Here is a 25,790-nt window from a genome sequence, read left to right on the forward strand (position 1 = left end):
TCTTAAGCGGGATCTCTGGGGTTATCGTCTCATGGCACCTCCTCCGCCGGGCAGATCTGGCCGCCTGCAAGCGTGAGTGTCCGGTCCATAAACGGGATCAGGGTGCGCCGATGCGTAATGCACAGGATGGTGGCATCCGGCCTTGCGGAAATCAGGCCGTGCATCAGGGCGTATTCGGTTTTCTGGTCCAGCCCTTCTGTGGGTTCATCCAGAATAAGCCATGGGGTATTGCGCAAAAGCGCCTGCGCGAGAACAAGCCTTCTGGCCTGACCACCGGAGAGTGCGAGACCTTCATCCCCAATCAGTGTATCCAACCCGTGGGGTGCGTGCTGCACAAAATCTTCCAGCTGCACAGTGCGCAGGACCTCAGCCATCTGCGTGTCATCCGCGTTCGGGTTGGCAAGCAGGAGCGTGTCCCGAATGGTGCCGTTGAACAGGTGGAAATCCTGTGCGGCGACGCTGATGGTTTTTGCGAGATCTTCCGTTGAAAAATGACGAAGATCCTGACCTCCCAATGTGATCTCACCGCCCTGATACGGATAGAACCGGCTCAGGAGGCTGATCAGGCTGCTCTTTCCAATGCCGGATGCCCCGACAAGCGCCACACGCTCCCCCTGACGGATGGTGAAGCTGGCATGCTCCAGAACCCAGTGCTGGGTATTAGGATATCGGAAGGAAATATCGCGAACGATGAGATCCAGAGGGTGGTGCAGAGCAGGTGCGGGCGCGGTAGAGGCAGGGACGCACGGCGCAGTATTGCAGGAGGCTTGCAGCCGTTCCGCGGCAATACGAGCGCGGATGAAGGCCTGACAGGCTGCGGGCAGAGGCTGCATAACATCAAAGGCAGCCAGACACCCCAGAGCCAGCATCGGAATTTCCGGTGCAGAGAGTGCGCCCAGATGAAAAGCCCGAACCGCCAGCATGACGACGTAAAGGGTTGTCAGCAGACCGATAAAAGTCATCAGGCTGCGTGCACCGCTTTCCAGTGCGGCAAGATGCCGTTCTGTGGCTTGCAGGGTTTTCTGGTGGCTATCCAGTGTCTCAATGCGGGCTTCACTGGCCCCCAGAGTCAGATACTCCCCTAAGCCTGCAAGCGTGTCTGCAAGTTCAGCCTGAAAGGTGCCGCGTTGCGTGGTAAGGGCGCGCAGGCGCGGTGCTGAGAGGAGACCGACGCTCATGGGGACCGGCAGAGTGCAGACCAGCAGGCCAAGAGCCAGAATAAGTCCTGCGCTTTTCAGGAAAAGTCCGGAAATAAGCGCAAAGACCAGACCGCACAGAATGGCGCGAGCAAAAGGGATGAACGTTTCTGTGTAGGACTGGCCGACGCGGTCGGTGTCCGACACAAAGCGAGAGAGCAGATCGCCACCCCGTTTGTCGGTCAGTCCGGCCGGGGCCAGTGGGGCGAGTTTTGTATAAACCCAGACCCGCAGGCGGCCCGTCAGGCGCAGACTGGCATCATGCGTGACCAGCCGTTCCAGATACCGTGTGACAATGCGCAGCGTTGCAAAAAAGCGCACCCCGGTGGCGGGCAGTATCATGTTGAAGGCTTGCTGTGCCGCAAGCCCCGCAGCCCCGGCGCAGGCCGCCCCGGCCAGCAGCCAGCCGGATAGGAACAGCAGCCCGAAGTTGGCAAGGGCTGCAACACAGGCCAATGCCAGACCGAAGAAAACAGGCCAGCGTAGAGCGCGCGTGAAAAGTCCTGAGACGGTAAGCGGATTCATGCGCAAGCCCTCTGCGGTGCGGAGAAGAGTTCTCCGTGTCCGTCACTGATATGCAGGCACTGGTCAGCCAGCGCGACCATGTCGGCATGGTGTGTGGCAACAAGTACAATCCGGTTTGCAGAACAGCGCCGAATGGCGTGGGCAACACGCAGGGCACTGGCCGGGTCCAGATCGGATGTTGGTTCATCCAGACATAGGATATCCGGATTGCGGAGCAGGGCACGTGCCAGAGCCAGCCGCTTGATCTGGCCACCGGAGAGGCATGCACCTCTTTCCCCGACAGAGGTTGCAAAACCGTGCGGCAAAGCCTCGATAAATTCCAGCGCATCGGCCTGCTGAACAGCGGCATGCAGTTCCGCATCGGTTGCGTTGGGTTTGGCCAGCCGCAGAGTGTCGGCAATGCTCCCCATTGTCATCACAGGGCGCTGCGGCACCCATGCGGTGCGGCTTTGCCAGACTTCAAGAGGGGCACCTGTGGTGTCATACGCGGTGATCTGACCGGAAGAGGGCTGTAAAAACCCCAGTATCAGACGTAGGAAAGTTGTTTTCCCGGTGCCACTTTCCCCGGTGATGACGGTCAGGGTTCCGCGTGACAGCGTGCAGGAAAGCGCCTGAAAAGCTGGCGCTTGTCCCGGATAGCCTGCTGTCAGGTCGGAACATATCAGGTGGGCTATCGGGTGATTCCGGGTGTGTGCCAGCCGGGGCTGGCTTTCCGGTTGCGTCATCTCCGGCAGGGTGAACAGGTCAGCAAGCCTGGCTGCCGCTGCCGTTGCGTTCTGGCGGGCATGGTAGCTGGCGGAAAAAGCCCGGAGCGGCATGAAATATTCCGGTGCCAGCAGCAGAACCAGAAAAGCGGACCGAAAATCAACCGTGCCAGACAGAAGCCGCGCGCCAAAAACCACAGCGACCAGTGCAATGGACAGGCTGGAGAAAAATTCCAGAACAGCCGAGGTCAGGAACGCAACTTTCATGACGGAAAGCGTACTGGCCCTGTGGGCGTCGGTTGCGGCGGCCATACGGCTGATGCTGGCCTCTGTCTGGCCCAGAAGGCGCAGCGTGCTAAGCCCGCGCAGGGAATCCAGAAAGCTGGAGCCCAGCACAACCAGCTGCATCCATTGCCGGTCCATGATGCTCTGGGCGCTATAGCCAACCAGCGCCATGAAAACCGGAATCAGCGGGCCGGTGCAGGCCAGAATGACAAAGCTCCAGCCGTCCAGATGGAACACCATGGCCAGAATGAGCAGTGGCAGCACGACCATCATGGCGGCACGGGGAATGTACTGCGCAAAATAGGGTTCCAGCGCATCTACCCCTTCTGTCAGGGTGGTGAGAATGCGTCCTGCCGGAAGGGTCGTGCAGCCGACTGGTCCCGCACAAAACAGATGCCGCAGGGCATCGTGCCGCACATGGGCGGCAATGCGCAGTCCTGCTTCTGTCCCCGCCATATCGGCAAGCCATTGCAGAAACAAACTTCCGCCGAGGCAAGCCAACAGCAGGAGAAGGGTATGCTGCTCTGCGGCAAAGGATGCGCCTTTGAACGTCAGATCATCCACAAGTCCGGCCAGCAGCGTGAGGTGCAGTACAAACAGGACCGCCGCCATGCCACCCAGCGTGACGCTGCCAGCCAGCCAGCCTTTGGCCCGCCGGGCCATGCCAGCAGTCTGCCAGTCGTTTTTGGGTTGCTTGGAATGCATGAAGGTTTGCCTGCCTGCGGGAAAGGAGCACAAAGGGATAAACTTTCATAATTAATGAAAGTCATATTAAAATATTTACGAAAGTATCTGACGTCAAGGGTGCGGCAGTCTGCGCGACCTGCGGGGCGGCTGCGTCAGGGCTTGAAAAGCTCAGCGATTGCGGAAGGATTGCCAGGAAAAGACAAAAAAACGGGGCCTTGAAGGCCCCGTCGCTCTCCTCATCGAGAAGATGATATTTAATTTATATTATTAAGTGTTGGGTTGCTTATCGCCCGAACAGGCACTGCCAGATCATGTAAGTCGCCACGCAGAAAATTACGCAGGCGAAAAAGATGGTCAGCGCCCCTTTGGACTGCGCCATGGAGCGCGCCACGCGGGTGCCCACCAGACTGCCAATGGCCCCCCCCAGAATGAACAGCCCGGCCAGAGACCAGTCCACATAGCCCGAGGCCATATAGCTGGCGGCCGTGCTGAACCCGAAGGCTGAGACTGCTACCAGTGACGTGCCAACAGCATTCAGAATCGGCATGCCGGTGGAGGCAATCAGGCCCGGCACAATCAGAAAACCGCCGCCAATGCCAAAAAAGCCGGAGAGCAGACCTGTGCCTGCGCCATAGCCTGCGACTTTGGCGGCGTTATCGCGGTTGCAGCTTGCGCCGGGGCAACCCTCGTTCCTGCGGCCACGGAGCATGAGGATGCCGACGCCGATCATAAGGATGGCAAAGCAGAGCAGGAGTTTTTTGCCATCGACAGCCTTGCCGAGACTCGCGCCAACAAACGCCCCCAGCACGCCGCAGGACGCAAAAATGGCAGCGCATCGCCATTTGACCGTATGAGCGCGGGCATGCTGCGCCAGCCCGACCAGCGCGTTGATGGCCACGGCCAGCGCGCTGGTGCCAATAGCGACATGCGGGTTGGAAACGCCCACCAGATAGACCATCAGCGGCACCGCCAGAATGGAACCGCCCCCGCCAATAAGCCCAAGAGTAAAGCCGACCAGTGAGCCGGAAAAAATTTCCAGCCCGGTCTGTAAAAGGGGATCTGACATTTTACGCTTTGTGCCTCAGGTGAAAAAAACAGGGGTGCTGCGGTCTGTAGAGCTTAGATTTTGTTGACGGGGATCTTGATGTAACTGACGCCGTTTTCTTCCGGTTCCGGCATATGGCCGCCACGCATGTTGATCTGCACGGACGGCATAATGAGGTTGGGGAGAGAGAGCGTGGAGTCGCGCTTGGTGCGCATGCTCACAAAGTCCTCTTCTACCACGCCGTCATGCACATGGACGTTATGGGCGCGCTCGGCCCCAACAGTCGTTTCCCATGCAAATTCGGTGCGGCCCGGTGCTTTGTAGTCATGGCACAGGAACAGGCGGGTCTGTTCCGGCAGAGTGAGCAGGCGGCGGATGGAGCGGAACAGCATCCGGGCATCCCCACCGGGGAAGTCTGCGCGGGCGGTGCCGTAATCGGGCATGAACAGCGTATCGCCAATAAAGGCGGCATCCCCGATCACAAACGCCATGTCAGCCGGGGTATGGCCGGGCACATGCAGAGCGGTGGCTTTCAGATTGCCGATCTGAAACTGGTCCCCATCCCGAAACAGGTGGTCAAACTGGGAGCCATCCCGGGCGAAGCGGGTGCCAGCATTGAAGATTTTGCCAAAAACCTCCTGCACCCGGATAATGTCAGCCCCAATGCCCAGTTTCCCGCCAATCTGCTCCTGTAACCAGGGAGCAGCGGAAAGATGGTCGGCATGGGCATGGGTTTCCAGCTGCCATTCAACTTTCAGCCCCTCTGCCCGCACATAGTCCACAATTTTCTGTGCGGAGTCGTAGCACGTGCGGCCGGACGCGGCGTCATAATCCAGAACGCTGTCCACCACGGCGGCGGCCTTTGTTTCCGGGTCATGCACAACATGGCTGGCCGTAAAGGTCGCTTCATCGAAAAAGGTTTTAACAACTGGCTTTTGAGCCGGGTTGCGTTCAGCATTCAGGATCTGGGCTGTCGCTGCGGCAATAGGGGCATCCGTCATGAGGTGCGTCCTTGTTAGTTTCTAAATTAATTTAAAAGTGTATCTTCATTTTCATTAAATACGAAACCATCTTGCGTCAAGGATAGTAACCCGCGTAAGTAACGCAGCATGAGCGATCCTACGTTTGAAGCATGTCCCCTCTTTCAGGCTCCGCCACCCCTCAAGATTGGCGATATGGCCCCGGATTTCGTGGCGAGGACCACGCAGGGCGACCTGACTTTAAGCAATCTGCGCGGGCATTGGGTGATTCTGTTCTCCCACCCGGCGGATTTCACACCCGTTTGCACAAGTGAGTTCATCGCTTTTGCCAAAGCTGAGCCGCAGTTCCGCGCCATGAACTGCGCGCTGGTAGGGCTCTCCATTGATAGTCTGCCCTCTCATCTCGCGTGGGTGGATGCCATCCGGGCGCAGTTTGGCGTGGTGATCCCCTTCCCGGTGGTGGAAGACCCTTCCATGGTCATCGGCCGTGCCTACGGCATGCTGGATAGCACGGCCCAGAGTAGTGCCACCGTGCGGGCTGTTTATGTGATTGACCCTGAAGGCATCGTGCGGGCCATTACATGGTACCCCATGACAGTGGGGCGCTCCGTGATGGAACTGATGCGCCTGCTCGCGGCTTTGCAGCGTGTAGCAGAAGGCGATGTGCTGACCCCTGAAGGCTGGATGCCGGGGGATGATGTGGTGAGTCCCGCAGCTCAGACGCAGGATGCCGTGGCCGATGCCGGGCCGGCTTGGTTCATGGCGTTGCAGCAGGATGCAAAGGTATGAGTTCCCTCTCGTTCGACATGGCCAAGCAGCTGGTGGAACGATTGAAGCTGTTTGCCCAGCCCCAGCGCCTGATGATTCTGGACGCTTTGCTGGATGGCGCTCTGGCGGTGAGCGAGCTTGAGAGCACAACCGGCATTGGCCAGCCTACTCTGAGCCAGCAACTGGGCACCTTGCGGCGCGCCGGTATTATTGTGCCGCGCCGGGAATCCCGCACCATTTACTACAGCCTTGCCAGTGATGAAGACGTGTTGCGCGCACGGGCTTTGATTGGCCTGCTGCGGGAAGACCGCTTGGCGCTGCCGCTTTTGCAGGAAGTGTCCGAGCGGCGCGCAGCACTGCCCGCACGCCCCAAAACGCAGGAAGAAGGCGGAGCGCAGTTTGCGTTCATCCGCCCCGGTTTATCTGCATCCTCATCCTGACGCGCTGGCTTTGCTGGGGATGAACCGAGCCTGAAGGGGCAGCCCTCATAGTGTAAGGCTGCCCTTAGAAGTGAAGGCGCTCAGGCGGGAGTGCTGCCTGATACCTTGGGGGCCGCCAGCCGGAAGAGCGGCCCGGTCAGAACAGTTGAAATCACCGCCAGCACCATCAGGGATGCAAAGGCGAATTCTGAAATCATACCCTGTTCGTGCAGAATGGTGGCTGCGACAATTTCCATCAGGCCTTTGCATTGCAAAAGCGCGCCAATGCTCAGCCGCTGCCTGCCATTAAGCCCGGCAGCAGGAGGGAACAGAGAGACCGCACCAATTTTGGTGACGACCGAAAGCACCACCAGCATCAGTGAGGCAATGACGGACGGCCAGGTCAGGGCGTCGCCATTGATATGCAGTCCGCTATGGCCGAAGAACATGGGGGCAAGCCAGATCAGCGAGAACGTACCGACTTCTTCCACCTGCAGGCGGCGAACCCAGCTGGGGGGCATGATGGCTCCGGCAAAATACGCCCCGATCAACTCATGCAGGCCAAGCTGCATACTGGCCCAGGAGCCTGCGGCCAGATAAACGGGCACGGCCAGCCAGATGACCCACAGCGGCGGATGCTTTAAATTGCGGGTGGCCCAGCTTCCGGCCAGCGCCAGCCCAACCAGCAGCGCGATGGCCACGAATTCCAGCCCGGTCCAGCCTTTCAGACTGGCGGACCCTCGGGCGGCAAATTGCAGGGCAGCGAGCCCGACCCACAAGGCGGCATCATCCACCACAGCCAGTTTGAGGGCCAGATGGCCGATGGGTCGATGGGCAGGGGAAAGCTCACGCACCACGCCAATCAGCACCGGCAGGGCGCTGACTGCCATGCACAGCCCGACTGACATGGCCCCGATCAGCGGGGTTGTGTGCGGGGGCGTCCAGCCACGTAGGGGCAGGAAAAAATAATAGACCAGCACGGAACCAATCACGAAAGGCCCGGCCAGCGCCACCAGTGCCCCGGCCAGCAAGCGGCCGAGGGACGGAGAGGGCAGAGGGTCATTCTGATCTTTTTCTGGCGTCTGCCACATTTCCAGCCCGGCAGTGAAGGCGAGAATAAGCACCGCCACCCAGCCGATGGAATTCCCGTAAAAGGACGGAATACCGAGTTCCTGCACAGGCGCATGGGTAACAGCGAAAAGAATACCAACAAGAATCGGGATGACGGCAATAGGAATAGCTTTGTTAATCAGGCGCCAGAATCCCCATGGCACCAGAACAAATATAAGCACATCAGCAACAAGCGCTAAGATTTTCGGCATGCGTTGATCCTGCCTTTCTTTTTAGTTATTCGCTTTATTATATGAGAACAGATGGAAAGTGAAACAATATTGAAAAAAGTTAATAAATTGATGTAAAGCTCTATCAGTTCTGATCTCACAGGTTCTTTTTGTGGTCTGGTATTTTCGGATATCATCGCGATACCCGGTTTTGCTGGAGTTTATGGTTTGTGAGCAGAGAGTGTATTAAAAAAGATGTTATAATTTGGAAAAAGATCTTGCTGGTTTTGCAAGAGGCCAGCCTTCGTGAGGTGGTTTGAACCAGAGCCATTTGGCTGCTAGTCTCAGTCGGATATCAGTATTACCAAAAGGTTTTTCTGTTTTTTGAGAAATGATGCGTAGGGTTGATCTATTGTGCCAGATAAAAATTCTGAAAAGACAAGTAGAGCGCCAGAGCGTCTTCTGACTTATGATGCCCCTCTTCTGCTGGAAGAGGACAAGCCGACCAGATTAGGAAAACTAAAAACCCGCGTAAAAACTGTTGGGCAGAAGGTTGGGGCAGTCCGCCAGACTGTGATGGACAAATATAAGCCCAGAGCGGCCTCTTCCAAAGCCTTCCTGAAAAAGTATAAGCTTTATCTTGATAAAGCGGTTCTGATGGTCGCCGTAGCGGCAGCCAGCGAAGTTCTGAATGACCGCGAGAAAATGGAAGCCGTTTACCGGTGGGTGCTGAAACTGGTGCCGTCATCCATTCGGCTCTTTCTGCCAGAAAAGCTTCTTTTTAATGCCATCTGGTTTGTCAAAGATGACCTGATTAAGAAATTCTATGACTACCGAGAAAGACTAGCCTCTTCTGGCGAGAGTAAAGAAGAAATACAGCGCCTGACGGATGAGGCCGATCAGTCTATTAAGGAGATGGATCAGGCCAGGACCGAGGAGCAGCCACCACGCGAGGCGTCTGTGGAACACTAAGTCTGTGTTGGATGTACGATTCAGTAAATCTGGCAATTTCAGAGGTTATACCCGGAAAACAGGCTGTTGGTGTCCGCGACGGGCGCCAAACCATCCTATCCCATCCTTTCTAAAGATGTCTTAAAGCCTTTGAATTGATTGATAAAATTATTTTCTAGGTAGCCAGTCCTATCTCAAGCTATCCACGGAACGCCGACTTTAAGGGGGGCGGGAAGATGGGTGAGATAGATTAATGAAGGTAGCACCACATAGGCTAAAGGCCCGGCAGGTTGAGACGCTTAAAGAGGGCGCACTATCTGACGGCGGCAACTTATGGGCCGTGGCACGAGGCGGTTCCAAGGCATGGTCCTTCCGGTTTAAGTCCCCAACCACAGGGAAGCGCCGGGAGATGGGTTTCGGACCTACATATGACATCTCTTTAGCCACAGCCCGGACCATGGCAGCGGATGCCCGCGCACTTTTGCGGGAGGGAATCGACCCGATAGATGCCCGCGCCCGAAACAGAGAGGTCGGGAGAACCTTTGCCGAGGCCTCTGAGCGATACATTACGGAGCAGACCCCCGGTTGGCGCAACGCTAAGACAGCCCCTATCTGGCGGAGCGTGCTTACCCGGTATGCTTATCCTTCTCTCGGCGAGAAGATCGTCGCTGCCATAGACACAGAAGACGTGCTTGCAATCCTCCGGCCAATCTGGTCCGAGAAAAATGAGACCGCAAACGGTGTCCGAGGGCGCATCGAACGCATTCTTGACTATGCCCGGAGCCACGGGTGGCGTGAGGGAGAGAACCCGGCACGGTGGCGAGGTCACCTATCCAACATCCTCCCAGCCCCCGGAAAAGTGACACAGGCAGGACACTTTGCCGCTCTCGACCGGAAGGATGTGCCTCGGGTCATGGCAGCATTGGCTCAGTCAGAAGGTGTGGCGGCAAAGGTTGCTCGCTTCATTTGCCTGACGGCAGCCCGGTCGGGAGAGGCGCGGGGCGCTGTTTGGTCTGAGGTAGATCTCGAAAATAAGGTTTGGACTATCCCGAAAGAGCGGATGAAGGCGGGGAAGGAGCACCGGGTGCCACTCTGCGAATCAGCTGTGGCAATCCTCCGGGAAGCCATCCCTCTCCGAGATGTGGGACGAGGCGATCTTGTCTTTCCCGGTCAGAAGGCAGGAAAGCCCCTGTCCGATGTCGCCGTATCAAAGGCTCTGCATATCGCCGCCGGGACTAAGGGTGTCACGATACATGGCCTCCGGTCTACCTTCCGGGATTGGGCTGCTGAGGAGACCGATTACCCACGTGAGGTGGCCGAGATGGCTCTGGCTCATACCGTGGGGTCAGCAGTTGAGCGGGCATACCGGCGAGGGGATCTCTTTGCTAAGCGCCGGCAGATGATGGATGACTGGGAGAAGTGGATATTCCGCCATCAGGCATGAATAGCGACTCTTTCCCAAGTCGCTCTTAGGTTTTTCTTGAAATAGAACCCTCTAAAAGCGGCTTTCATGTTTTGAGCGTGGTGGGCACATATAAAGCAGATTTGGTAGAGAATAAGCGGTACGCTGTTGGATGGGCGATCTCAGAAATGGAAATCTGAGAAGGAGGTACACTCCTATCGCTTATTTGAATACAATAGAAGTGTAGACCTATCGAGTGACACCGAAAATAAGATGTGTAGTGCAAATTTAATGCACGTAAGATTATTTAACTACTCGCAGCTTTTGGCGATGTTGTTCGTGTACTGCGGCGTTAGCTGCGTCGAGCGCTGCTTTAATGCCAATCGCAACGAGCTGGCTTGGCCCATTTACAGCTTTTGCCCGGACAAGTAGAGCTGCACCCCCACTTACCATTTTCCCGCTATCGGCCATGACCTTTTTATACAGAGGGTCAGTGCCGGAGTTATCGTTCACATTTCCCATTGAACCGCTCCAAAAACACGAGGTGTGACTTCGTTACCACAAGCTCTTTTCTGTGCCTAAATGCACAGAAAAGAACCTTCTGTCATAGGTGGGAATGCCGCTTTTTGATTGCAAGAGGTTCGACATAATGTTTTGACGCTACCATTGATTTAATGAAAACGTCGAAACCAACTAAGGTCTGCTATGCGGCGTAAGCTGATAAGCGTGGTCAGTAAATCACCATTGATCGCGCCTCTTTTACTCCGTCATGAAGCGATTGGTCGCATCGGCCTCTAATGGTGCTTTCCAGCCCGCTGGAGTCCTTCTGGCCGCAACCGGGTATAAACCCCTCTGCCGTCCTCTCACAGATACCAGCGGCCTGCTGCGGTTTCGGTCTGCTTTCTTTGTGTTATGCGACCGTGTAAAGTAATTGTCCGTGTAAAAACAATAAAAATGAATAGCGTATCAATACAGGTCAGAATTATAATAGCTCCAGAGCGATAATCCCCATGGAGATATGATATGATCGAAGAGACGCAAAGGCCGGTCTATGCCTCTATTTCAGGCATCATGACCGCCTTTTCTATCAGCGAGGCCACTGTGCACCGTTTGCTGAATGCCGGTGCCTTTGGGTCGTGCAAAATTGGCCGGGCGCGACGGATTAAGGTCGCTGATGTAGAGGCTTATTTTGAATCGCGTAAGGATCAGCCTGATGCTGTCGGCACCCGGATCGCTCGTCGGCACGTCAAGTAATAATGAAATAACGGCAGAATACGGGCCACGGTAAGCTACCGAATATAAAATGAAACCCCTCTTGCGACCAACAAGAAGGGCTTCCAATAAGATGTAATTGAGAATTATTAGATATGAATATACCTGAGACAACCGAAGAACACAAGTCAAACCTTAGCGATTCCGAGCGGATGTTTCGTCTGTTCACAGGTAATCCGGCGGGGCACGGCACCTATGTGGCGGAGGCTTCCGGGGCGACCACATCCCGGCAGAAGGTCGAGATCAAGAAGACTGCTCGGACCATTAAGACCGCTCCGACAATTGACCTCTGGCAACAGCACCTTGATGGCACCCGGCCCCTGGGTATCGTTCCCGTTATGCCGGATGGTACTTGCTATTGGGCCGGTATCGATATCGACAAATACGACCTCGTCCATACGGACATCGTCAAGGCACTGGCGGAAAGAGATTTGCCGGGTATCGTCTGCCGGTCGAAGTCGGGCGGGGCGCATATCCTGTTCTTCTTCAGCGAACCGATAAATGCCGGGAAGGTAAAGGCTAAGCTGAAGGGGGTGGTGGCCGATTTGGGTTGGCCTGCCGATACAGAGGTATTCCCTAAACAGGATATCCCCAATATCGGGAACTGGCTTAATATGCCTTACTTCGATGCCGAGCACGGGACGCGCTATGCAGTCCTTGCAGACGGCAGGGGGATGTCGCTCTATCAGTTTCTCAAAGTGGCTGAAGCGGGCCGGATCACAGAGGCGCAATTCAATATCCTGAATGCGGCAGAGGTAGCCCCGTCCTTTCAACGGGAAGCAATACCTCTGCGTGAACTGACTGACGAAGAGAAGGCTCTTGTCGAACGGACCGGGGGCACAGAAGCGGCTCTCGGAGAACTCGACGCAGCGGTTGCCCGTATCACAGATACTGCTGAGGGCGGTCGAAATAGTCGTGTTTTTGCCTGCTCCGCAAGTGTCGGAGAGCTTGTTGGTGGCGGAGAGATAGACCGCGCCTTTGCTGAGAAGAAACTGATTGCAGCGGGAATTGCGACCGGATTGCCTCCGGGGGAAACCATCCAGGTCGTCCACAATGGGCTGAACACAGGGATTAGGAAGCCCCGTAACGCTGTAATCGTTGATTGGAAAAAAGCCGGGGTATTGTCCCGTCGGGTTCCTTTCCTTGTAAATATAGACAGCGCCGCTCAAGGAAGCCCGGCAGCGCGTGTGTGGGTAGAAAGACTGGTTGCGGAGCGTAAGGCGTTCATTCTCAGCACAATGAGCATTCCGCCAGAGGCACGGCAGAGGCACCTTTATGAACAGATAGCCTCGTTGCCTGACTTGAAAGCGGAGGACTACCGGGGGGTCATCATTCTGCGTGCACCCATGGGGCAGGGAAAAACCAAGGTTGTGGGAAGACGGTTTGCTGACTGGGCCAAGAGCCGTCCTGCTGCTGAGGTGCCTGATCCTCTGGGCGACGGTATGCGGATGCAGAAGCCGGGATTCATTGCGCTCTGTCACAGGGTCACGCTCACGGGGAGTCTGTCCGGTGTTCTTGATGTCACCTATTATAAAGATGCTGATGGGCAGGAGAGTGATCTGGCAACATGCCTCCCGTCATTGAAAAAGTCGGAGTTTGCCGGAGTAAGGGACGCCTGCGAGTATATTTTCATTGACGAAGTCTCGCAGGTTCTTCGGTTTCTTGCTTCTGACATCAACGACAGAGCCATTTACGAGGCGTTAAAGGATGTGGTCCGTCAGGCAAAGTGTGTGATTGCAGCTGACGCGGGAGCAGATGCCCGGACCGTCCGCTTCCTTGAGGAATGCCGACCGGGAGAAACCTTTCGTATCATTGATGTGATCCCAGAACAGCGACCTGAGCTAGATGTCGAATATCTTGTGCATAGTGGTCGGGGAGCCGCCTCCGCCATTTGGGGTAGAATAGATGCTGAGTTGGATGCAGGCGAGCGGCTATGGGTTTCATGTGAGAGTGTGAAAGAAGCCAAGGCCCTGACAGAGCATCTTGCTAATCAGGGGCGCAGAGTATTGGGTATCTGGGCAGAGAATAAATTCAACCGAGACCAAGAGACTTTCCTCCTCGCGCCGGAGACCGAAAGCCGGAAATATGATGTGGTCGTGCACTCTCCGGTAATTAGTTCCGGCATTTCTATTGAACATGGAAAGAACGAACATTTTACCTTCGGGGTGTTTATTGGGGCAGGTTATACCGCAACCCCAGCAGATGCGGCTCAGATGATGCGGCGAGTTCGTTATCTGAAAAAGTTGATTGTCTCTCTTCCGGAAATAAATAATCTCAAGCAGCGCGATGACCTTGAAGGCTACCTGAATGGGCAGCGGGAAGCGGCGCGGCTGGCCGGGGTAGATGTCCTCTCTTATGATGAATTTCGTGCGGAGGTGTCTGTTGATGATGCGAACAGTAGAGCAGACTTTGGCAACGGGCTCCTCTGGGTGTTGGAGGAGATGGGAGCCAGTATTCGTAGGGGTAATGCGGATACGGATGCAGTCCTTGCGGAGGAACGCACAGCACTTCGGGTAGAGGATGAGGCAACCTATGTGCTTGGCGTGCAGAACGCGTCAGTGATTGATGGTGATCGCTTCAATGAGTTGAAGCTGACGGAAAAGATTACTGAAGAACAGCGATACGAGATGGAGGCATTCCGTATTAGGGAAGGCCTGAATGTTGCTGACCTTGATGATGCGACTATTGCGCTGTGGGATCATGGCCGTGGGCTGGGTGTTCTGGATCGCATGGCATCGGCCATGGGGAAAGAAGTGCCGGACAGCGGGGAGATGACCATCTCGAAGCGAAAGCTGTGGAGCCAGATACGGGAAGCCTATGGACGCATTCTTGCCGGGGTGGACCTGAAGGAAGGGGTGCGGGTTAGCAAGGAAGAGGCGCAGGAGATAGCAAACCGGGCTTGGGATGAACGGTTCTTGATGGCACATCTCGGGGTTGTGCCAGTGAGGTGGCGAGTGGATGCGAAGCGGCGCTCTGCTTATCTTGAAGTCAAGGATATTTTCCTCAGGTTGGGACTGACCTGCAAGACCATCCGCAACCGACGTGCCGGGACCGAATCCTACGCGGTGGCCGGGGTCGATACGGTGTGCCAGATGGCTGGGTATCGATGGGCTTCCGAACGCTGGGACGGGCCGCTTTTCGGGGGTTCTAATATAAGAGAATTTAAAAAACCGGCCCGTCAGACTACGCCGGAACAACTCCCGCTACTGCTCCCGGCTAACGATGACCAGAACCTTTGGCCGGAGTTTACGGAAAAGCCGTCTGCAATCTTCCTATGGATGGAAATCAACCCGGCGGACCTCCCGGACTTCATCCGGCGCGATCCCGCATTCTGGCAGATGGCAGCGTAATCAGACGGACAAATTCCATTTCGATACAGCAACTGGCGTAGTAAAATAATCCTTGTGAAAAGGAGAACATGAGATGAATGAAGATACTGTCCTCATGGCGCATGCGGGAATAGAAAGACTGACTCAGTGTGATGGCGACCCACGCTTCGAACGCGCAGACAGGATTGCCGATGCCATTCCGGCATTTCACAGAATATACGCAGACCCCGACCGGATGGACCTTTGCGTTCCCGCTGACCAATATTTTGGCTACATGCTGGGGATCATGAATAGTCTTCCGGAATGGCTGCGAGGTGGCTTGATGGACGCACGTGAAGCCCAAATACACCGCCGGTTGGCTCTGCTGCCACGTAAGGCAGCCGGATGATCGGGGCGGCGGAATGGGAGGCACCCCAGCGAGAGCGTAAGCAACCCGCAGGGCTCCTCCTGCCTCCGGTTCGGTAAAAGGGTAGCGCCTTACGTGGACCATCCTTCCTGCGTCTGCTCTGTCCTTTGGGAAGTCTGTAACGCTGCGAAATATGCCTTTAGGCACTCTCGGTCTCCCCGGCTTATTCGGGAACCACTGAGATGGACCGTCCCTATCGCTTTGCAGCCCCATAGGGTGCCTTTGCGGGCAAGCACCCGGCCTTTCTCCCCGTGCAGAGACGGTTCGCTCTGAGTCAGCCAGTTAAACGTCCCTAGACCAATAACAATCAAGCACTCCGGTCGAAGTGCCCGCACAATACGTTCTGCATTTTTACGGCTGAAAATCTCAAGATCAATGCGTAGTGTTTTCGGTATTCTATTCCAATCTGCGATACTTGGAGATCGAAAGAAGATTGCGTTAAGCCCGGTGCATCGCGCCACCACTTCCTGCTCCCAAATAGCCCTTACTTGTTTGGCAAGAGGCCAGTCCTCGGTTGCGTAGTCACAGGCTTCAGGCCACGTCTCATGATGAGTGGCACAGTCAATTGTTCGTCCACCCGGCTGATACCCAAGAAATAGAAACGGTGCATCGACCACCGGAGGGCCGTATAAGATGCGAAAGCCAAGGGCGTATTTACCAAGGGCTTCTTCACACTGATGATAGTAATCATTGGTGGCCGCATACACCCTTTGGCATATGTCCTCGGCAATCTGGTTGTGCATCGCTTTGCCTTTCTGTTGGCAAAGGCGAGCATTTTCCGGTGCGGGGGTCAAGGGTGGCGTTGCAAGCGCCGTAGCAGACCGCTGGGTCGGTTGTAGAAAGGGATAGACCTAAGTCCTTCGGAAATTCCTGTGAGGAACCTGTGGCCTGCTGACATCCTCTAGCGCTGATGCACGATAAAATGGGTTAGTAAACATTACCTATTTTCGACCATACTTACGCCACTCCCGCCCTTCTGTTCACTGCTCTGATTGGTTGTTACCAAGAGGGGTTCTAAGGCTGGCTGTTACATATCTATTCTCTTAACTCACTGTAAAAGAATGCTAATCATGGGAAAATTGGCTTCTAGAGTCGGCTCCAAACCTTCTGCAGTGTTTATCATGAAAAATAAAAATTCTTTTTCATATCAAATAATATCAAAATACGTTTCGATTACTTTCTAATAAGTACACGCTAAATAGAGGGTGGTTAGACCCGATTACCATCGTGTTAGGGGATGATTACAATTGGAGGCCCTAGATGGCAGTTTCAAAAATCAAGAAAGAACTGGGACCTTTTACCAAAAGCGACAGCCGATTGATCGCTGATGGCAGAAGCGCGCCGGCTCGTCGGTATCGTAAATATATCAAGGCACTTAAACAGGATTTTGGAGAAAACCTTCAGCCGACTCAACAGCTTCTTGTCGAACGCACCGCCATGATGCTCACCCGGTTGCATTACCTCGATAATCGCATTCTCATGGATGATGAGTTCGGACAGCACGATAATAATCAATATATCGCGTGGCAGAACGCCGTGCGTCGGAATCTTGCCGAGCTGGAAGCAACCCGCAAATCAGTATTGGGAGTGTGGTGATGAGTGTTCCCGGCGATGACTACGTGCAATGGAGCCAAGGACAGCTTCCCGGTCTGACCGGGAAAGAATCCCATATCGAACTGGTTAAATACCATCTCGAAGCAGCTCAAACATTTCTGGAAGAAGCAGATTCTGCCCCAGATGTCGTGGGATTGGTGATTGAAGCGCTCGATCTTCTTTATGGCGTTAGGCCCGGGGACTAGCCGATGCTACGATTTCTGAAGAAAAAGCATGGATTTTCGCATGGCTTTTAAAAAAGCGAGATCTAATTCTGTTCGCCGTATCCGAACTTTTGATGCGCCAATTACGGCCTTTTTTCGACGGAAGCACGAACGCACAGGAGGTCGCGGTAGAACCAAAGACAAACCGATGCCTATGTGGACGCAGCATGTTGCCCAGACCAATTCAAAGGTCAGCATCCCGTCCATTCGGAAGAACGGCTCTTCTGCCGTGGGCTTGGTTCTGAAGAAACAGCAGGACCGGGCAGAAGAGATCAACAATCCCACCCCAGAAGCCAATAGGCCTCAAACTATCCCCCAGAAAGCCGACGAAAACGCCACCCGGCTTCAATACATCATTCGCCGCGCTAAGGAATATTGGAATAAATGATGAACAAACTACAGACCAATCTGGCAGCGGCTAAGAACCGCTATCAGGATACTCTCAAGGCTTTGGACGAAGTCGGTGCCAAGCAAGTCAAGGCTACTAAAATCGTCTCCGCGCTTCAGGCTGAGAAGGACTCTCTTGCGGACGTCCAGGAGCAGGTCAACAACATTCGGCTTGATGCGATGGAAACAGGAAAGACCACGGTTTATCTCCCGGTTGAGTTGTCAAAGAAATATGAGCGGTTGCGGGAGATTGACGAAGTCCTTCCTACAGCCCTCCGCCGGAAAGAATCCCTTGTAAAGGAAAGAGCGGTCACTGAGGTGGCTGTAGAGGATGCGGGGGAGGCTATTCGCCGGGAAGCCGGTAGTATCCTTGCAGCGGAGCAGGCAGACGTCTGGGAGCGAGCCAAAGAGCTATGGAGCGAGTATGTTGAGACGATCCGAGAGGTTCTGGTTCTTGGTTCTACCGGGCATGGGCGTTATCCGTGGTCGGAGATAGTTGAAAATCTCAACTCTCTGACGCCTTCTGCTTACCGGGAACTAAACGGGGAAGGGGTAGCTAAAACCAATGTTGGGCGAGAGAAGGTCCGGCAGAGGTATGCTGACCTCATCGCTCCGGTGGGTGCGGCCCTCTCCTGAAAGAAAAAACCCCTCCGCCGTGATGGCTGCGGAGGGGTTTCATCGAAGATTCACAGAAAGAAACCCGACCGGGAAGAGCCGGTCGTTAGCCCCTTTATAGCCCGACAAGCGCCCTGCGACTAATTCATATTTTTACGGCGAGTAGATAGTTGGCCTTGCGTCTGTGCTGTTTAGCGAGCGGAGTCGTAAAGGTGGGCGTTAAGAGGGGCGGGTGATACGGTTACCCAATTAAGTTATTGTTTTATAAGGGTATTTTTCCAAAGATTGGTGTCCGCGACGGACTTGTTTTTTAATATGTAAGTAATTGTTATATATGAATATTGTATTATAATTTTGATATTGTTACCCCGTAAATTACCCCAATTTCCTTTTGCGCTTTCTACTCCATATTAAAGCATGAGAAATCATTTTTAATATTTTCGAATCCTGATTCGCTGGATTCAAGCTTGACCACCACTCTGGTACTGTTCTCTTTATGTTCTTGTAGTGGAGGGCATGAGCATGAGCGCATACGCAGGAGACCGGACAACAGGATTCGCCTCCCCCGCAGCAGATGCGATTGAGGGGCCGATTGATCTGTCTGACGTGCTGGACCTGCGCAGGCCCAGCCGTTATCCCGTGCGTGTGCGTGGTGCCACCTTTGCAGCGCGAGGCATACTGGACGGTGACGTGCTGATAGCAGACACGTCCGGTCAGCAGATATCCGGGCAACTGGTGATCGCCTGCGCAGCAGGACAGGTTCTGCTGGCGGAGCTGCGGGCACAGAAAGGCCGATGGTGGCTGGTTTCTGGTGATGATAGCCGGGAGCCAATCCGCGTTGACCCGGCGCAGGATGTGGATATCTGGGCCACTGTGACGGGCGTGGTGCGCGAAAAGCCATGACGGTCTACGGCCTGATTGATTGCAATTCGTTTTACTGTTCGTGCCAGAGGGCTTTTGAGCCGCGCCTGAAGCGCCTGCCTGTGGTAGTGCTGTCCAACAACGACGGCTGCGCGATCGCCCGCACTGCTGAGGCTAAGGGTCTGGGCATCAAGATGGGAGATGCCTGGCACCTAATCCGCAATGAGCGCAAGCTCTCTGGTGTGCAGTGGTACTCCAGCAATTATCCGCTCTATGCCGATATGAGCCGCCGGGTCTATCAGGTGCTGCTGGAGCATGTGCCCCGCGTCGAGCCCTACTCTATTGATGAGATGTTTCTGGATCTGACCGGGTTGCCGGGGGATTTGTCGGAGCGGTGCGAGGCGATCCGGGGCCGCGTGGAGCAGATCACCAAGATTCCTACCTGCGTCGGCTGGGGGGGCACAAAGGCCATTGCCAAGTTGGCCAACTACATTGCCAAGGATCGGCCCGAAATGGAGGGGCTGTGCGACCTGACCGACGAGCGGACGCGGATGCGATTCTACCGTAATCTGCCTGTCAGTGAGGTCTGGGGTATTGGCCGCCGACTGGTGCCGCGATTGCATGACGCGGGAATCCGCACCATTGCACAGTTTGTAGAGGCTGAGCCTGCGCAGATACGCAAGATTATGGCGATTACCGGTGTCAGGTTGCAGACTGAGTTGCGCGGGGAATCTTGCCTCCAACTCTCTGAGGTAGCCGAGCAACGGAAAGGACTGGCTTGCACGCGGTCCTTCGGTCAGCCGATCACGACTTACAGTGATATGCGCGAGGCTATCGCGGGGTTTGCCGTGCGGGCCTCAGAAAAGCTCCGGCTGGAAGGTATGGACGCCGGGCATGTCAGCGTTTTCGTTCAGACCAATCCACATAAACGAGCGGATGGATGGTACGCCAATCAGGCAGCCATCACCTGCGCGCCGACGAATAATGCACTGACGCTTGTCGGGACCGCCACGCGGCTTCTGCGGGCGATTTGGCGAGACGGATTCCGCTACGCCAAAGGCGGGGTGCTGCTGAATGACCTCGCGCCAGCAGGCCAGCAGGCGTCGCTCTTTGCCGCACCAGAGGAGCAATCCCCTGCCCTGATGGACGCCATGGACTCCATCAACCGACGCTTTGGCAGAGAGGCAATTAAGCCACTTAGCACTGGGGTTGAGCGCGCTTGGCGGCCTCGGCAGGGAATGCTTTCTTCCCGGTTCACTACCTATTTTCAGGAAATTCTCGAAGCAAATAGTTTCTAAGCATTCAGGAATTTGGGAAGCATATCAGTCTTGATTTGTTGATATCACTGTTCATGAAAACATCATGTAAGATGAACTGATAAGATTTTTATACGAGGAAATACCATGAGTAACAATGCTCAATTCAAAAATGCCAAATACTCATTTTCTTTTTTACTCAATATATCGAGTATAGATTCTCTTTCTGCTCAGTTGGTAAGTCCTGATTTGAGTTTATATTGCAACAATGTGGATGATAGTGATAATAATTATTATTTTGAGTCTCTTCATTTAAATGACTGTCAAAAAGGGAAGGAACTCAATGACAGAATGGCAGCACTTCAAAATCTGTTTTATGGGGCTTTATTAACATATCATTCTATGGAGTGTCCAAGGCCAGTAATTCAAAATGCATATGAATACAGCGATGATACAAGACAAGACGCTATTGGTATACAGTTTTCAAATGAAGGTGATGCTGAGGTATTGCCTTTTTCAGAAGACTATATAAATTCAAAAAATGATTTTAATTTTCTTGAATTCAATGAGAAAAATCCTATATGTTCTGCAATTTATCTTGCTAGGCATGATGAAACAGTAAGATCTATGCTCAAGAAATTAGGGTATGACGGGATTTGTTTTATTTCTTTATACGCATTAACGGACTGGATGAAATCATGCGGATGGAAGACGACAGATATATATCAACATGCCGGTTGGGACAAAGACAAACTATCTAATTTTACAAATACCGCTAACAACACTTATGCTTCTGGAATGGAGTCTAGGCATGGATATAAAGGTAATAAAAAAAGTGAGAATTTTGTTCCTATGCCATTGGAAGAGGCAGCAGAAGGCATACTGAAGGCTTTTCGAGCGCTCATTCAAGAAAGATTAGCTTTATCCAAAAATAAAAAAACAAAAGATCAGTAATAATTATTCTATTTTAGAAGCTTTATATTGCAATAAGCAATCTAGTGAGGGAGGGGAGATGAAACTCCTCCCCCTCTAAAAGCTATTTAACTGTTTTGTACTTTATCATTGGCTGCATCAAGCGCAGCCTGAGCTGCTTGCCACTCTTCTGCCGTAGGGGCGCGGCCTTCTTTGATGGGGGCCAGCAGGCTCTTGATGTCAGACACGATGTCCGGCGCTGCCTCTGCAAGCTGCTCGATGGCGGAGACGGCGGCGGCGATGTATTCGGGATTCATAGTGTTTTTCCAGAAAAAATAGAAAGAGGATGGGTGTCGTTATTACCGACACCCTTTGGAACTGGCTGATTAGTGGGCCGGGATGAGCTTCTGCGCGGCCTGAAAAGCTGCCTGCGCAGCCTCAATCTCAGCCTCAATCAGCGGATCACCGGCCTCAGCGGCGGTCTGGAGCGGCTTGATCTTGTCATGCGCCATCTGGAAGGCTGCTTTGATCTTGGTGACCACAGCAGGCTTTGCTGCCGGGTTGCGCTCATAGGCTACGGCGAGATCCGCAGAGGCGTCATAGGACTTGCCCAGAGCATAGACCGTCTGCTGCCGCTGGACTGCTGCCGAGACATTGGCATCGCTTTTGCAGGCGGCCAGATTGACGCAGGACAGGAGCAGCACACCGGCCAGTGCGCCGCGATAGGTGGATTTCAGTTTCATTTTGCGGTTTTCCCAATAAAAAAGCCGCCTCAGAGGGCGGCATGAAAAAGGGTCGGACTATTATTCCGCCCCTTATGAACTGGCAGGTCAGGCAGGCTTGCTGGTGGAGGATGCCTGCGCGGTGATGACAGAGGCAGCGGTTGCCAGGAGCGCGCCACCCGGCACGGTATCGGCAATGATCTGCGTTGCGGCCTGGCCAATGTCCCGGTGCGTGCTGAGGGCATGGACCACCTTGAGCAGATCATCACGCTCACCAGCAATCCGGTTGAGGATGGCGGACTGAGCGGAGCCAGCCTTGCCGCTATTATCACTCGCCAGGAGCGGCAGGCAGGTGCCCAGCAGAGCAACAGCCGCAGCATCCGGAAGCACCCGGAACCACGAGGCAATGCCCGTGCCAATGATGATGCCGCCTGCAATCAGCGTAGTGGGCTGACGCAGGTAAGTGGAGAGTTTGGAGAGGGTCATACGTTTGCTTTCACGCGGGCCAGCTCATTGCGGTTGAGCTGGTCTGTGGTGGTGGTCGGGGGAGTGGATGGTGAGGGGCTGGCAGCAGGCACATGGCCGGACGTGGCCCCGGTGTAGATCAGCCACTCTGCATGCCTGCGGGCCGTCAGGCCGGGCAGGGTGATCAGGTGGCCGTCCTTATGAGCATGATCCCACAGCAGGAGCTGCTCACCGGCTGCAATATCCTGCCCGCTATTGAGCAGACGGAGCAGGGTAGATCCGGCAATGGCGGATGTGCCCAAGTTAAACTGCCAGTCCAGCAGCGCACCCTCCTTATTGGGGGTGAGCGCCACATGCACGAGCTGCCGCAGTTTGTAGCGCAGGCCTGCCAGCGTGAGCATGAGCAATGCCTCTGCCTGCACCGCCGTGATGGCGGGCGTGAGGCGCGTCACGGCGGCCCCGTTGGCCAGGCAGCGGTTGCCGTAGCCGATGGTCCAGTAACCTGCCGGACAAATGTAGGGCTTGAGGCGCAGGCCCTCGTACTCGCGGGCGAGACCCGCCGCGATGGAGATAGAGTCATTCATTGGGGATTCCGGATACAAAAAAAAAGCCGCGTCATGCGCGGCCGTGGGTGGACGAGTTTACAGGTTACTCAGGCGTATTAGTCCAGCAGACCATAAATCCAGCGGTAATCTGGCATTATGGACAGACCTACCGCCGGACTAGTTTTCTGGTCTGGTTGACAGAATGCGGCATTGCGGTTGACAGATTACGGTGCAGTGCCCCAGCCCAGCAGGTGCAGGACGCCCTGGACAACACCCCATCCGACACCGATGCCGCCCGTAATTAAAAATTGACGCCATCCGCGCATGGTTTTTAACTCCGCCTGAATGGTCGCGATGCCGGTCTTGATACTGGCGACATCAGCTTTTGCCTCAAGGTGGTCAGCCTGCGTCAGAGCTAAATCCCTCTCCACGACGCGCAGACGCCCCTCGACCATGGCAAACTCCCCCCTGTAGATAGGGTCACCCAACGGGTAATTTGTCTCAGGCATTTCTTTGATCTTTCAGGCATACAAAAAGCGGCTCAAAGCCGCTCGGTCATGGTGAATGTTGTCTGCTGCCGCAGCGCAGCCCCGTAGGGATTGCTGAGGTCTCCGCGCTGGATACGGCCATACAGGGCGCGCATGTTCAGCGTGGGTGGGTCCGCATCCGGGTCCGGGATAAACAGGACGTTGGTGCCGGTAGCGGCCATATAGGCGATCTGCTCCACCACCGGGACGTCCGCCAGATCCAGAGACTCATGATCCACCACAGCCTTGCGTCGCATCCAGCCGGGCGAGACAAACTCAGCCCCGGCCATGCCGGTATTGACCGTCTGCCCGGTGTCCATCCCGGTGGTGGATTTGGTGCTCATGTTGCGCACCGGCTGCCAGATCGGCCCGACATAGGCCAGTGCAATGGCAATATAGCTCTCTGCCACTGTGCCGTTTGCGTTGACCGCAATCAGCACCGTATCCGCCATGACTGGAGCCGGAGCCACATGCACCGCCTGCGCGGGACCAATCCCGCTCAGGGTGGTCAGGCTCCCCTCCCACCAGTGAACGGTATTGCCTGCCAGTTTGGCCGAGATCTGTACGGTTGCACCCTGACCCATATTGGTGCGGCCAACAAAAAAAGCCTGCACAGACTGGGGGGCTGACCACGTCGCCTGAAACCACGCGGTTTTATTGGTGTCACCCACAGACCAGAACGCGGCCGTGTTGTTGCCCTGATCCGTCGCCACCTGACTGACAGCAAACTGTGGCAGCCCATAGTAGGATGCAGATCCTGTCAGGCTGGCCATTTTGAGCAGGTTGCTCAGGCCAAATGCACAGTTTGCCATCAGACCAGCACCGTAAAGGTTATTTCACCGGGGTTTGAGCCGCGATAGGATTCGCCTACCACCAGTCCGCCTATGCCGTTGCGCAGGCCATCCACATTGGCAAACAGCATCATCTCAGACCCTATCCTGTAATCAGAGATCCTGGCGAACGGGATGGTGACGTAAAACAGCCGCCTGTCCGGATACGTCCAGAGCTTATTGATGGCATCCGCGACCACCTGCGCCGCTGCGGCAGTCTGGAAGGCCGTCAGCACATCCGGCGGGGTGACAACTTCCAGTGTCGGCGCATCCGTGCCGACCGTAACGGCAGACCGTTCAGATCCGAGCGTCGCGCTGATAGCTTTGGGGCTCACATTGTTGCCGCTCAGCACGGTATAATTGCGGGCATAGGTGCAGCGCCCGCAGGTAAATGGCAGAGCCAGTTCTGATGGCAGATCCGTCTGCCGGATCTCAATCACCTCATCCGGCCGCACAGCCAGCTTGCCCCAGAGCGAGGGAACCAGCGTCAGGAAGGTTGGCGTGATGCCAATCAGCCGCAGCGTGCCGTCCCGGTCATAGGTCAGCTTGCGCAGGGTGCCCTGCAACAGCGTCGTGATCATATCGGCCCCGGTGTAGCTGCTGCTGCCACCCCAGTAGGCCCCGGCATCACTCGCCACCGCGCTGCCTGCCGCTGCATCAAACGGGTCTGCCCAGTCCGAGGCGATTGTGGCGGCCGGGATGCCGATATCCTGCACCAGCACCTGCCGCACCAGATCATGCAGGCGGGAGACATGCGTACCATCCGGAAACAAACCGGTGGCGCTGATGGTTATGGTATAGACCGGCGTGCCACCCAGCCGGATGAACGTGCCCCGGCTCCCCGTCTCGACCACATAATGCCCGGCCGCCGGATCTGTGCTGGTGATGTCCGAGACCATCCCGCCATAAGACCAGCTGCCTGCCGTGGAACTGCCGGACCACGCCCCCGGCACGCCGCCTTCAAACACGGTCAGATTGGGGATTGAGGTACCAGAAACATTGGCGATCTGAACAGGCGCATCAGAAATCTGATAGATCTGGTTGACGCTATCCACACAGACCGGCGTCATGCCGGCGGCAAAGCCCCGCAGCTTTGGCTTGGCCTTGCCCGTCAGCGTTGTGCCCCCTTCCACCCCGCCTGTGCCGGCATAGGTTTTCAGCGGCAGCGCCCGGCTCAGCGCCGCCGGGCCGGAGAGCGTCAGGGTGCCCTGCGTTGCCCCGGTGCGCCATGAGGCAGCGCTGCCGGCAAACAGCGGTACACAGGCAGAGGCATCCGGGTCCATCCACCAGCCCCGGCCCGGATCATACGTGCGCAGGCCCGTGCGTAGTGCAATGTCGGCCGTGTGATTTTTGACATTACATGCATCCGTGACCCCCGGCTCCAGATTAACGGTCAGTTGCCCGAATGTCTGGGTCAGGCCAGTGCCGGACAAGGTGATATCCAGCTCCCGGTCCATGTCCGGACACGCCGATAAATACGGCGGATACGGAATATGCGCCGTGGTATCCACATACCCGGTATCAGACAGATAGGTGGTCGTGCGGGAGGCCGCCGGCCCGAAAGCCAGCGACCCCAGAAAGCAACGCTGTTGCATGGTTTTTTC

General features: G+C 55.4%; 27 protein-coding genes. 14 read left to right on the forward strand and 13 right to left on the reverse strand.

Annotated elements, in window-relative coordinates:
- Positions 1-29: 29 nt before the first annotated feature.
- From cydC to ACHQGU_RS00775, 4 genes are all read right to left on the reverse strand, one after another.
- A complete protein-coding gene (gene cydC / locus ACHQGU_RS00760) occupies positions 30-1,721 on the reverse strand; it encodes a thiol reductant ABC exporter subunit CydC (protein ID WP_395495545.1) in 1,692 nt (563 codons plus the stop codon).
- Entirely contained in the window at positions 1,718-3,415 is a 1,698-nt protein-coding gene (gene cydD / locus ACHQGU_RS00765) for a thiol reductant ABC exporter subunit CydD (RefSeq protein WP_395495546.1), read from the reverse strand. Before cydD ends, cydC begins: the two co-directional genes overlap by 4 nt.
- A 265-nt stretch (positions 3,416-3,680) precedes the next feature.
- A complete protein-coding gene (locus tag ACHQGU_RS00770) occupies positions 3,681-4,463 on the reverse strand; it encodes a sulfite exporter TauE/SafE family protein (RefSeq protein ID WP_061487395.1) in 783 nt (260 codons plus the stop codon).
- 53 nt (positions 4,464-4,516) lie between these two features.
- Complete coding sequence (locus ACHQGU_RS00775) at positions 4,517-5,443, reverse strand: MBL fold metallo-hydrolase (protein ID WP_395495547.1); 927 nt, start codon at positions 5,441-5,443, stop codon at positions 4,517-4,519.
- Between the two features lie 108 nt (positions 5,444-5,551).
- Here ACHQGU_RS00775 and ACHQGU_RS00780 point away from each other — a divergent pair, with 108 nt between their 5' ends.
- Positions 5,552-6,211, forward strand: a complete 660-nt coding sequence (locus ACHQGU_RS00780; protein WP_062141590.1) for a peroxiredoxin — start codon at positions 5,552-5,554, stop codon at positions 6,209-6,211.
- Positions 6,208-6,630 carry a helix-turn-helix transcriptional regulator gene (locus tag ACHQGU_RS00785; protein ID WP_062141589.1) on the forward strand — a complete coding sequence of 141 codons (423 nt, stop codon included), beginning with the start codon at positions 6,208-6,210 and terminating at the stop codon, positions 6,628-6,630. The genes ACHQGU_RS00780 and ACHQGU_RS00785 overlap by 4 nt, the downstream gene beginning before the upstream one ends.
- A gap of 80 nt (positions 6,631-6,710) precedes the next feature.
- Here the strand turns inward: ACHQGU_RS00785 and ACHQGU_RS00790 are convergent, their stop codons facing one another.
- Complete coding sequence (locus ACHQGU_RS00790) at positions 6,711-7,931, reverse strand: cation:proton antiporter (RefSeq protein WP_395495548.1); 1,221 nt, start codon at positions 7,929-7,931, stop codon at positions 6,711-6,713.
- 531 nt (positions 7,932-8,462) lie between these two features.
- Between ACHQGU_RS00790 and ACHQGU_RS00795 the strand changes: the two genes are divergently transcribed.
- The 5 genes from ACHQGU_RS00795 (at position 8,463) to ACHQGU_RS00815 (ending at position 15,231) form a co-directional block, all read left to right on the forward strand.
- The gene (locus ACHQGU_RS00795) at positions 8,463-8,861 is read left to right on the forward strand and encodes a hypothetical protein (protein ID WP_395495549.1); all 399 of its coding nucleotides are present in this window, start codon (positions 8,463-8,465) and stop codon (positions 8,859-8,861) included.
- 232 nt (positions 8,862-9,093) lie between these two features.
- A complete protein-coding gene (locus ACHQGU_RS00800) occupies positions 9,094-10,284 on the forward strand; it encodes a tyrosine-type recombinase/integrase (RefSeq protein ID WP_395495550.1) in 1,191 nt (396 codons plus the stop codon).
- 981 nt (positions 10,285-11,265) lie between these two features.
- Entirely contained in the window at positions 11,266-11,496 is a 231-nt protein-coding gene (locus ACHQGU_RS00805; RefSeq protein ID WP_070324723.1) for a helix-turn-helix domain-containing protein, read from the forward strand.
- A 113-nt stretch (positions 11,497-11,609) separates the two neighbouring features.
- The gene (locus tag ACHQGU_RS00810) at positions 11,610-14,864 is read left to right on the forward strand and encodes a plasmid replication protein, CyRepA1 family (protein WP_395495551.1); all 3,255 of its coding nucleotides are present in this window, start codon (positions 11,610-11,612) and stop codon (positions 14,862-14,864) included.
- Positions 14,865-14,937: 73 nt separating this feature from the next.
- The gene (locus ACHQGU_RS00815) at positions 14,938-15,231 is read left to right on the forward strand and encodes a hypothetical protein (RefSeq protein ID WP_395495552.1); all 294 of its coding nucleotides are present in this window, start codon (positions 14,938-14,940) and stop codon (positions 15,229-15,231) included.
- 89 nt (positions 15,232-15,320) lie between these two features.
- Here ACHQGU_RS00815 and ACHQGU_RS00820 read toward each other — a convergent pair whose 3' ends face one another.
- Positions 15,321-15,992 carry a hypothetical protein gene (locus ACHQGU_RS00820; RefSeq protein ID WP_395495553.1) on the reverse strand — a complete coding sequence of 224 codons (672 nt, stop codon included), beginning with the start codon at positions 15,990-15,992 and terminating at the stop codon, positions 15,321-15,323.
- Between the two features lie 517 nt (positions 15,993-16,509).
- Between ACHQGU_RS00820 and ACHQGU_RS00825 the strand changes: the two genes are divergently transcribed.
- From ACHQGU_RS00825 to ACHQGU_RS00855, 7 genes are all read left to right on the forward strand, one after another.
- The gene (locus ACHQGU_RS00825; RefSeq protein ID WP_048835772.1) at positions 16,510-16,845 is read left to right on the forward strand and encodes a hypothetical protein; all 336 of its coding nucleotides are present in this window, start codon (positions 16,510-16,512) and stop codon (positions 16,843-16,845) included.
- On the forward strand, positions 16,845-17,048 hold the full coding sequence (locus tag ACHQGU_RS00830; RefSeq protein WP_395495554.1) for a hypothetical protein: 204 nt from the start codon (positions 16,845-16,847) through the stop codon (positions 17,046-17,048). The genes ACHQGU_RS00825 and ACHQGU_RS00830 overlap by 1 nt, the downstream gene beginning before the upstream one ends.
- Positions 17,049-17,076: 28 nt before the next feature.
- Positions 17,077-17,454, forward strand: a complete 378-nt coding sequence (locus ACHQGU_RS00835) for a hypothetical protein (RefSeq protein WP_395495555.1) — start codon at positions 17,077-17,079, stop codon at positions 17,452-17,454.
- A complete protein-coding gene (locus ACHQGU_RS00840; RefSeq protein WP_395495556.1) occupies positions 17,451-18,089 on the forward strand; it encodes a hypothetical protein in 639 nt (212 codons plus the stop codon). Before ACHQGU_RS00835 ends, ACHQGU_RS00840 begins: the two co-directional genes overlap by 4 nt.
- Positions 18,090-18,590: 501 nt before the next feature.
- On the forward strand, positions 18,591-18,971 hold the full coding sequence (locus ACHQGU_RS00845; protein ID WP_395495557.1) for a LexA family protein: 381 nt from the start codon (positions 18,591-18,593) through the stop codon (positions 18,969-18,971).
- A complete protein-coding gene (locus ACHQGU_RS00850; RefSeq protein ID WP_395495558.1) occupies positions 18,968-20,227 on the forward strand; it encodes a Y-family DNA polymerase in 1,260 nt (419 codons plus the stop codon). The genes ACHQGU_RS00845 and ACHQGU_RS00850 overlap by 4 nt, the downstream gene beginning before the upstream one ends.
- Before the next feature lie 105 nt (positions 20,228-20,332).
- On the forward strand, positions 20,333-21,139 hold the full coding sequence (locus tag ACHQGU_RS00855) for a hypothetical protein (RefSeq protein ID WP_395495559.1): 807 nt from the start codon (positions 20,333-20,335) through the stop codon (positions 21,137-21,139).
- Positions 21,140-21,225: 86 nt separating this feature from the next.
- Here the strand turns inward: ACHQGU_RS00855 and ACHQGU_RS00860 are convergent, their stop codons facing one another.
- From ACHQGU_RS00860 to ACHQGU_RS00890, 7 genes are all read right to left on the reverse strand, one after another.
- On the reverse strand, positions 21,226-21,414 hold the full coding sequence (locus ACHQGU_RS00860; protein ID WP_395495560.1) for a hypothetical protein: 189 nt from the start codon (positions 21,412-21,414) through the stop codon (positions 21,226-21,228).
- Positions 21,415-21,483: 69 nt separating this feature from the next.
- Positions 21,484-21,840 (reverse strand): hypothetical protein, encoded by a 357-nt coding sequence (locus ACHQGU_RS00865; protein WP_395495561.1) that lies wholly within the window; start codon positions 21,838-21,840, stop codon positions 21,484-21,486.
- Between the two features lie 87 nt (positions 21,841-21,927).
- On the reverse strand, positions 21,928-22,305 hold the full coding sequence (locus tag ACHQGU_RS00870; protein WP_395495562.1) for a hypothetical protein: 378 nt from the start codon (positions 22,303-22,305) through the stop codon (positions 21,928-21,930).
- Complete coding sequence (locus tag ACHQGU_RS00875) at positions 22,302-22,868, reverse strand: lysozyme (protein WP_395495563.1); 567 nt, start codon at positions 22,866-22,868, stop codon at positions 22,302-22,304. Before ACHQGU_RS00875 ends, ACHQGU_RS00870 begins: the two co-directional genes overlap by 4 nt.
- Positions 22,869-23,053: 185 nt before the next feature.
- Positions 23,054-23,338: a hypothetical protein gene (locus tag ACHQGU_RS00880; protein ID WP_395495564.1), complete on the reverse strand. Its 285-nt coding sequence runs from the start codon at positions 23,336-23,338 to the stop codon at positions 23,054-23,056.
- A gap of 32 nt (positions 23,339-23,370) precedes the next feature.
- A complete protein-coding gene (locus ACHQGU_RS00885; RefSeq protein WP_395495565.1) occupies positions 23,371-24,168 on the reverse strand; it encodes a hypothetical protein in 798 nt (265 codons plus the stop codon).
- Positions 24,168-25,781, reverse strand: coding sequence for a hypothetical protein (locus tag ACHQGU_RS00890; RefSeq protein ID WP_395495566.1), 1,614 nt, complete (start codon positions 25,779-25,781; stop codon positions 24,168-24,170). Before ACHQGU_RS00890 ends, ACHQGU_RS00885 begins: the two co-directional genes overlap by 1 nt.
- Positions 25,782-25,790: the final 9 nt, after the last annotated feature.

The organism is Acetobacter sp. KSO5, from assembly GCF_044094635.1.
GTDB lineage: Bacteria > Pseudomonadota > Alphaproteobacteria > Acetobacterales > Acetobacteraceae > Acetobacter > Acetobacter cerevisiae.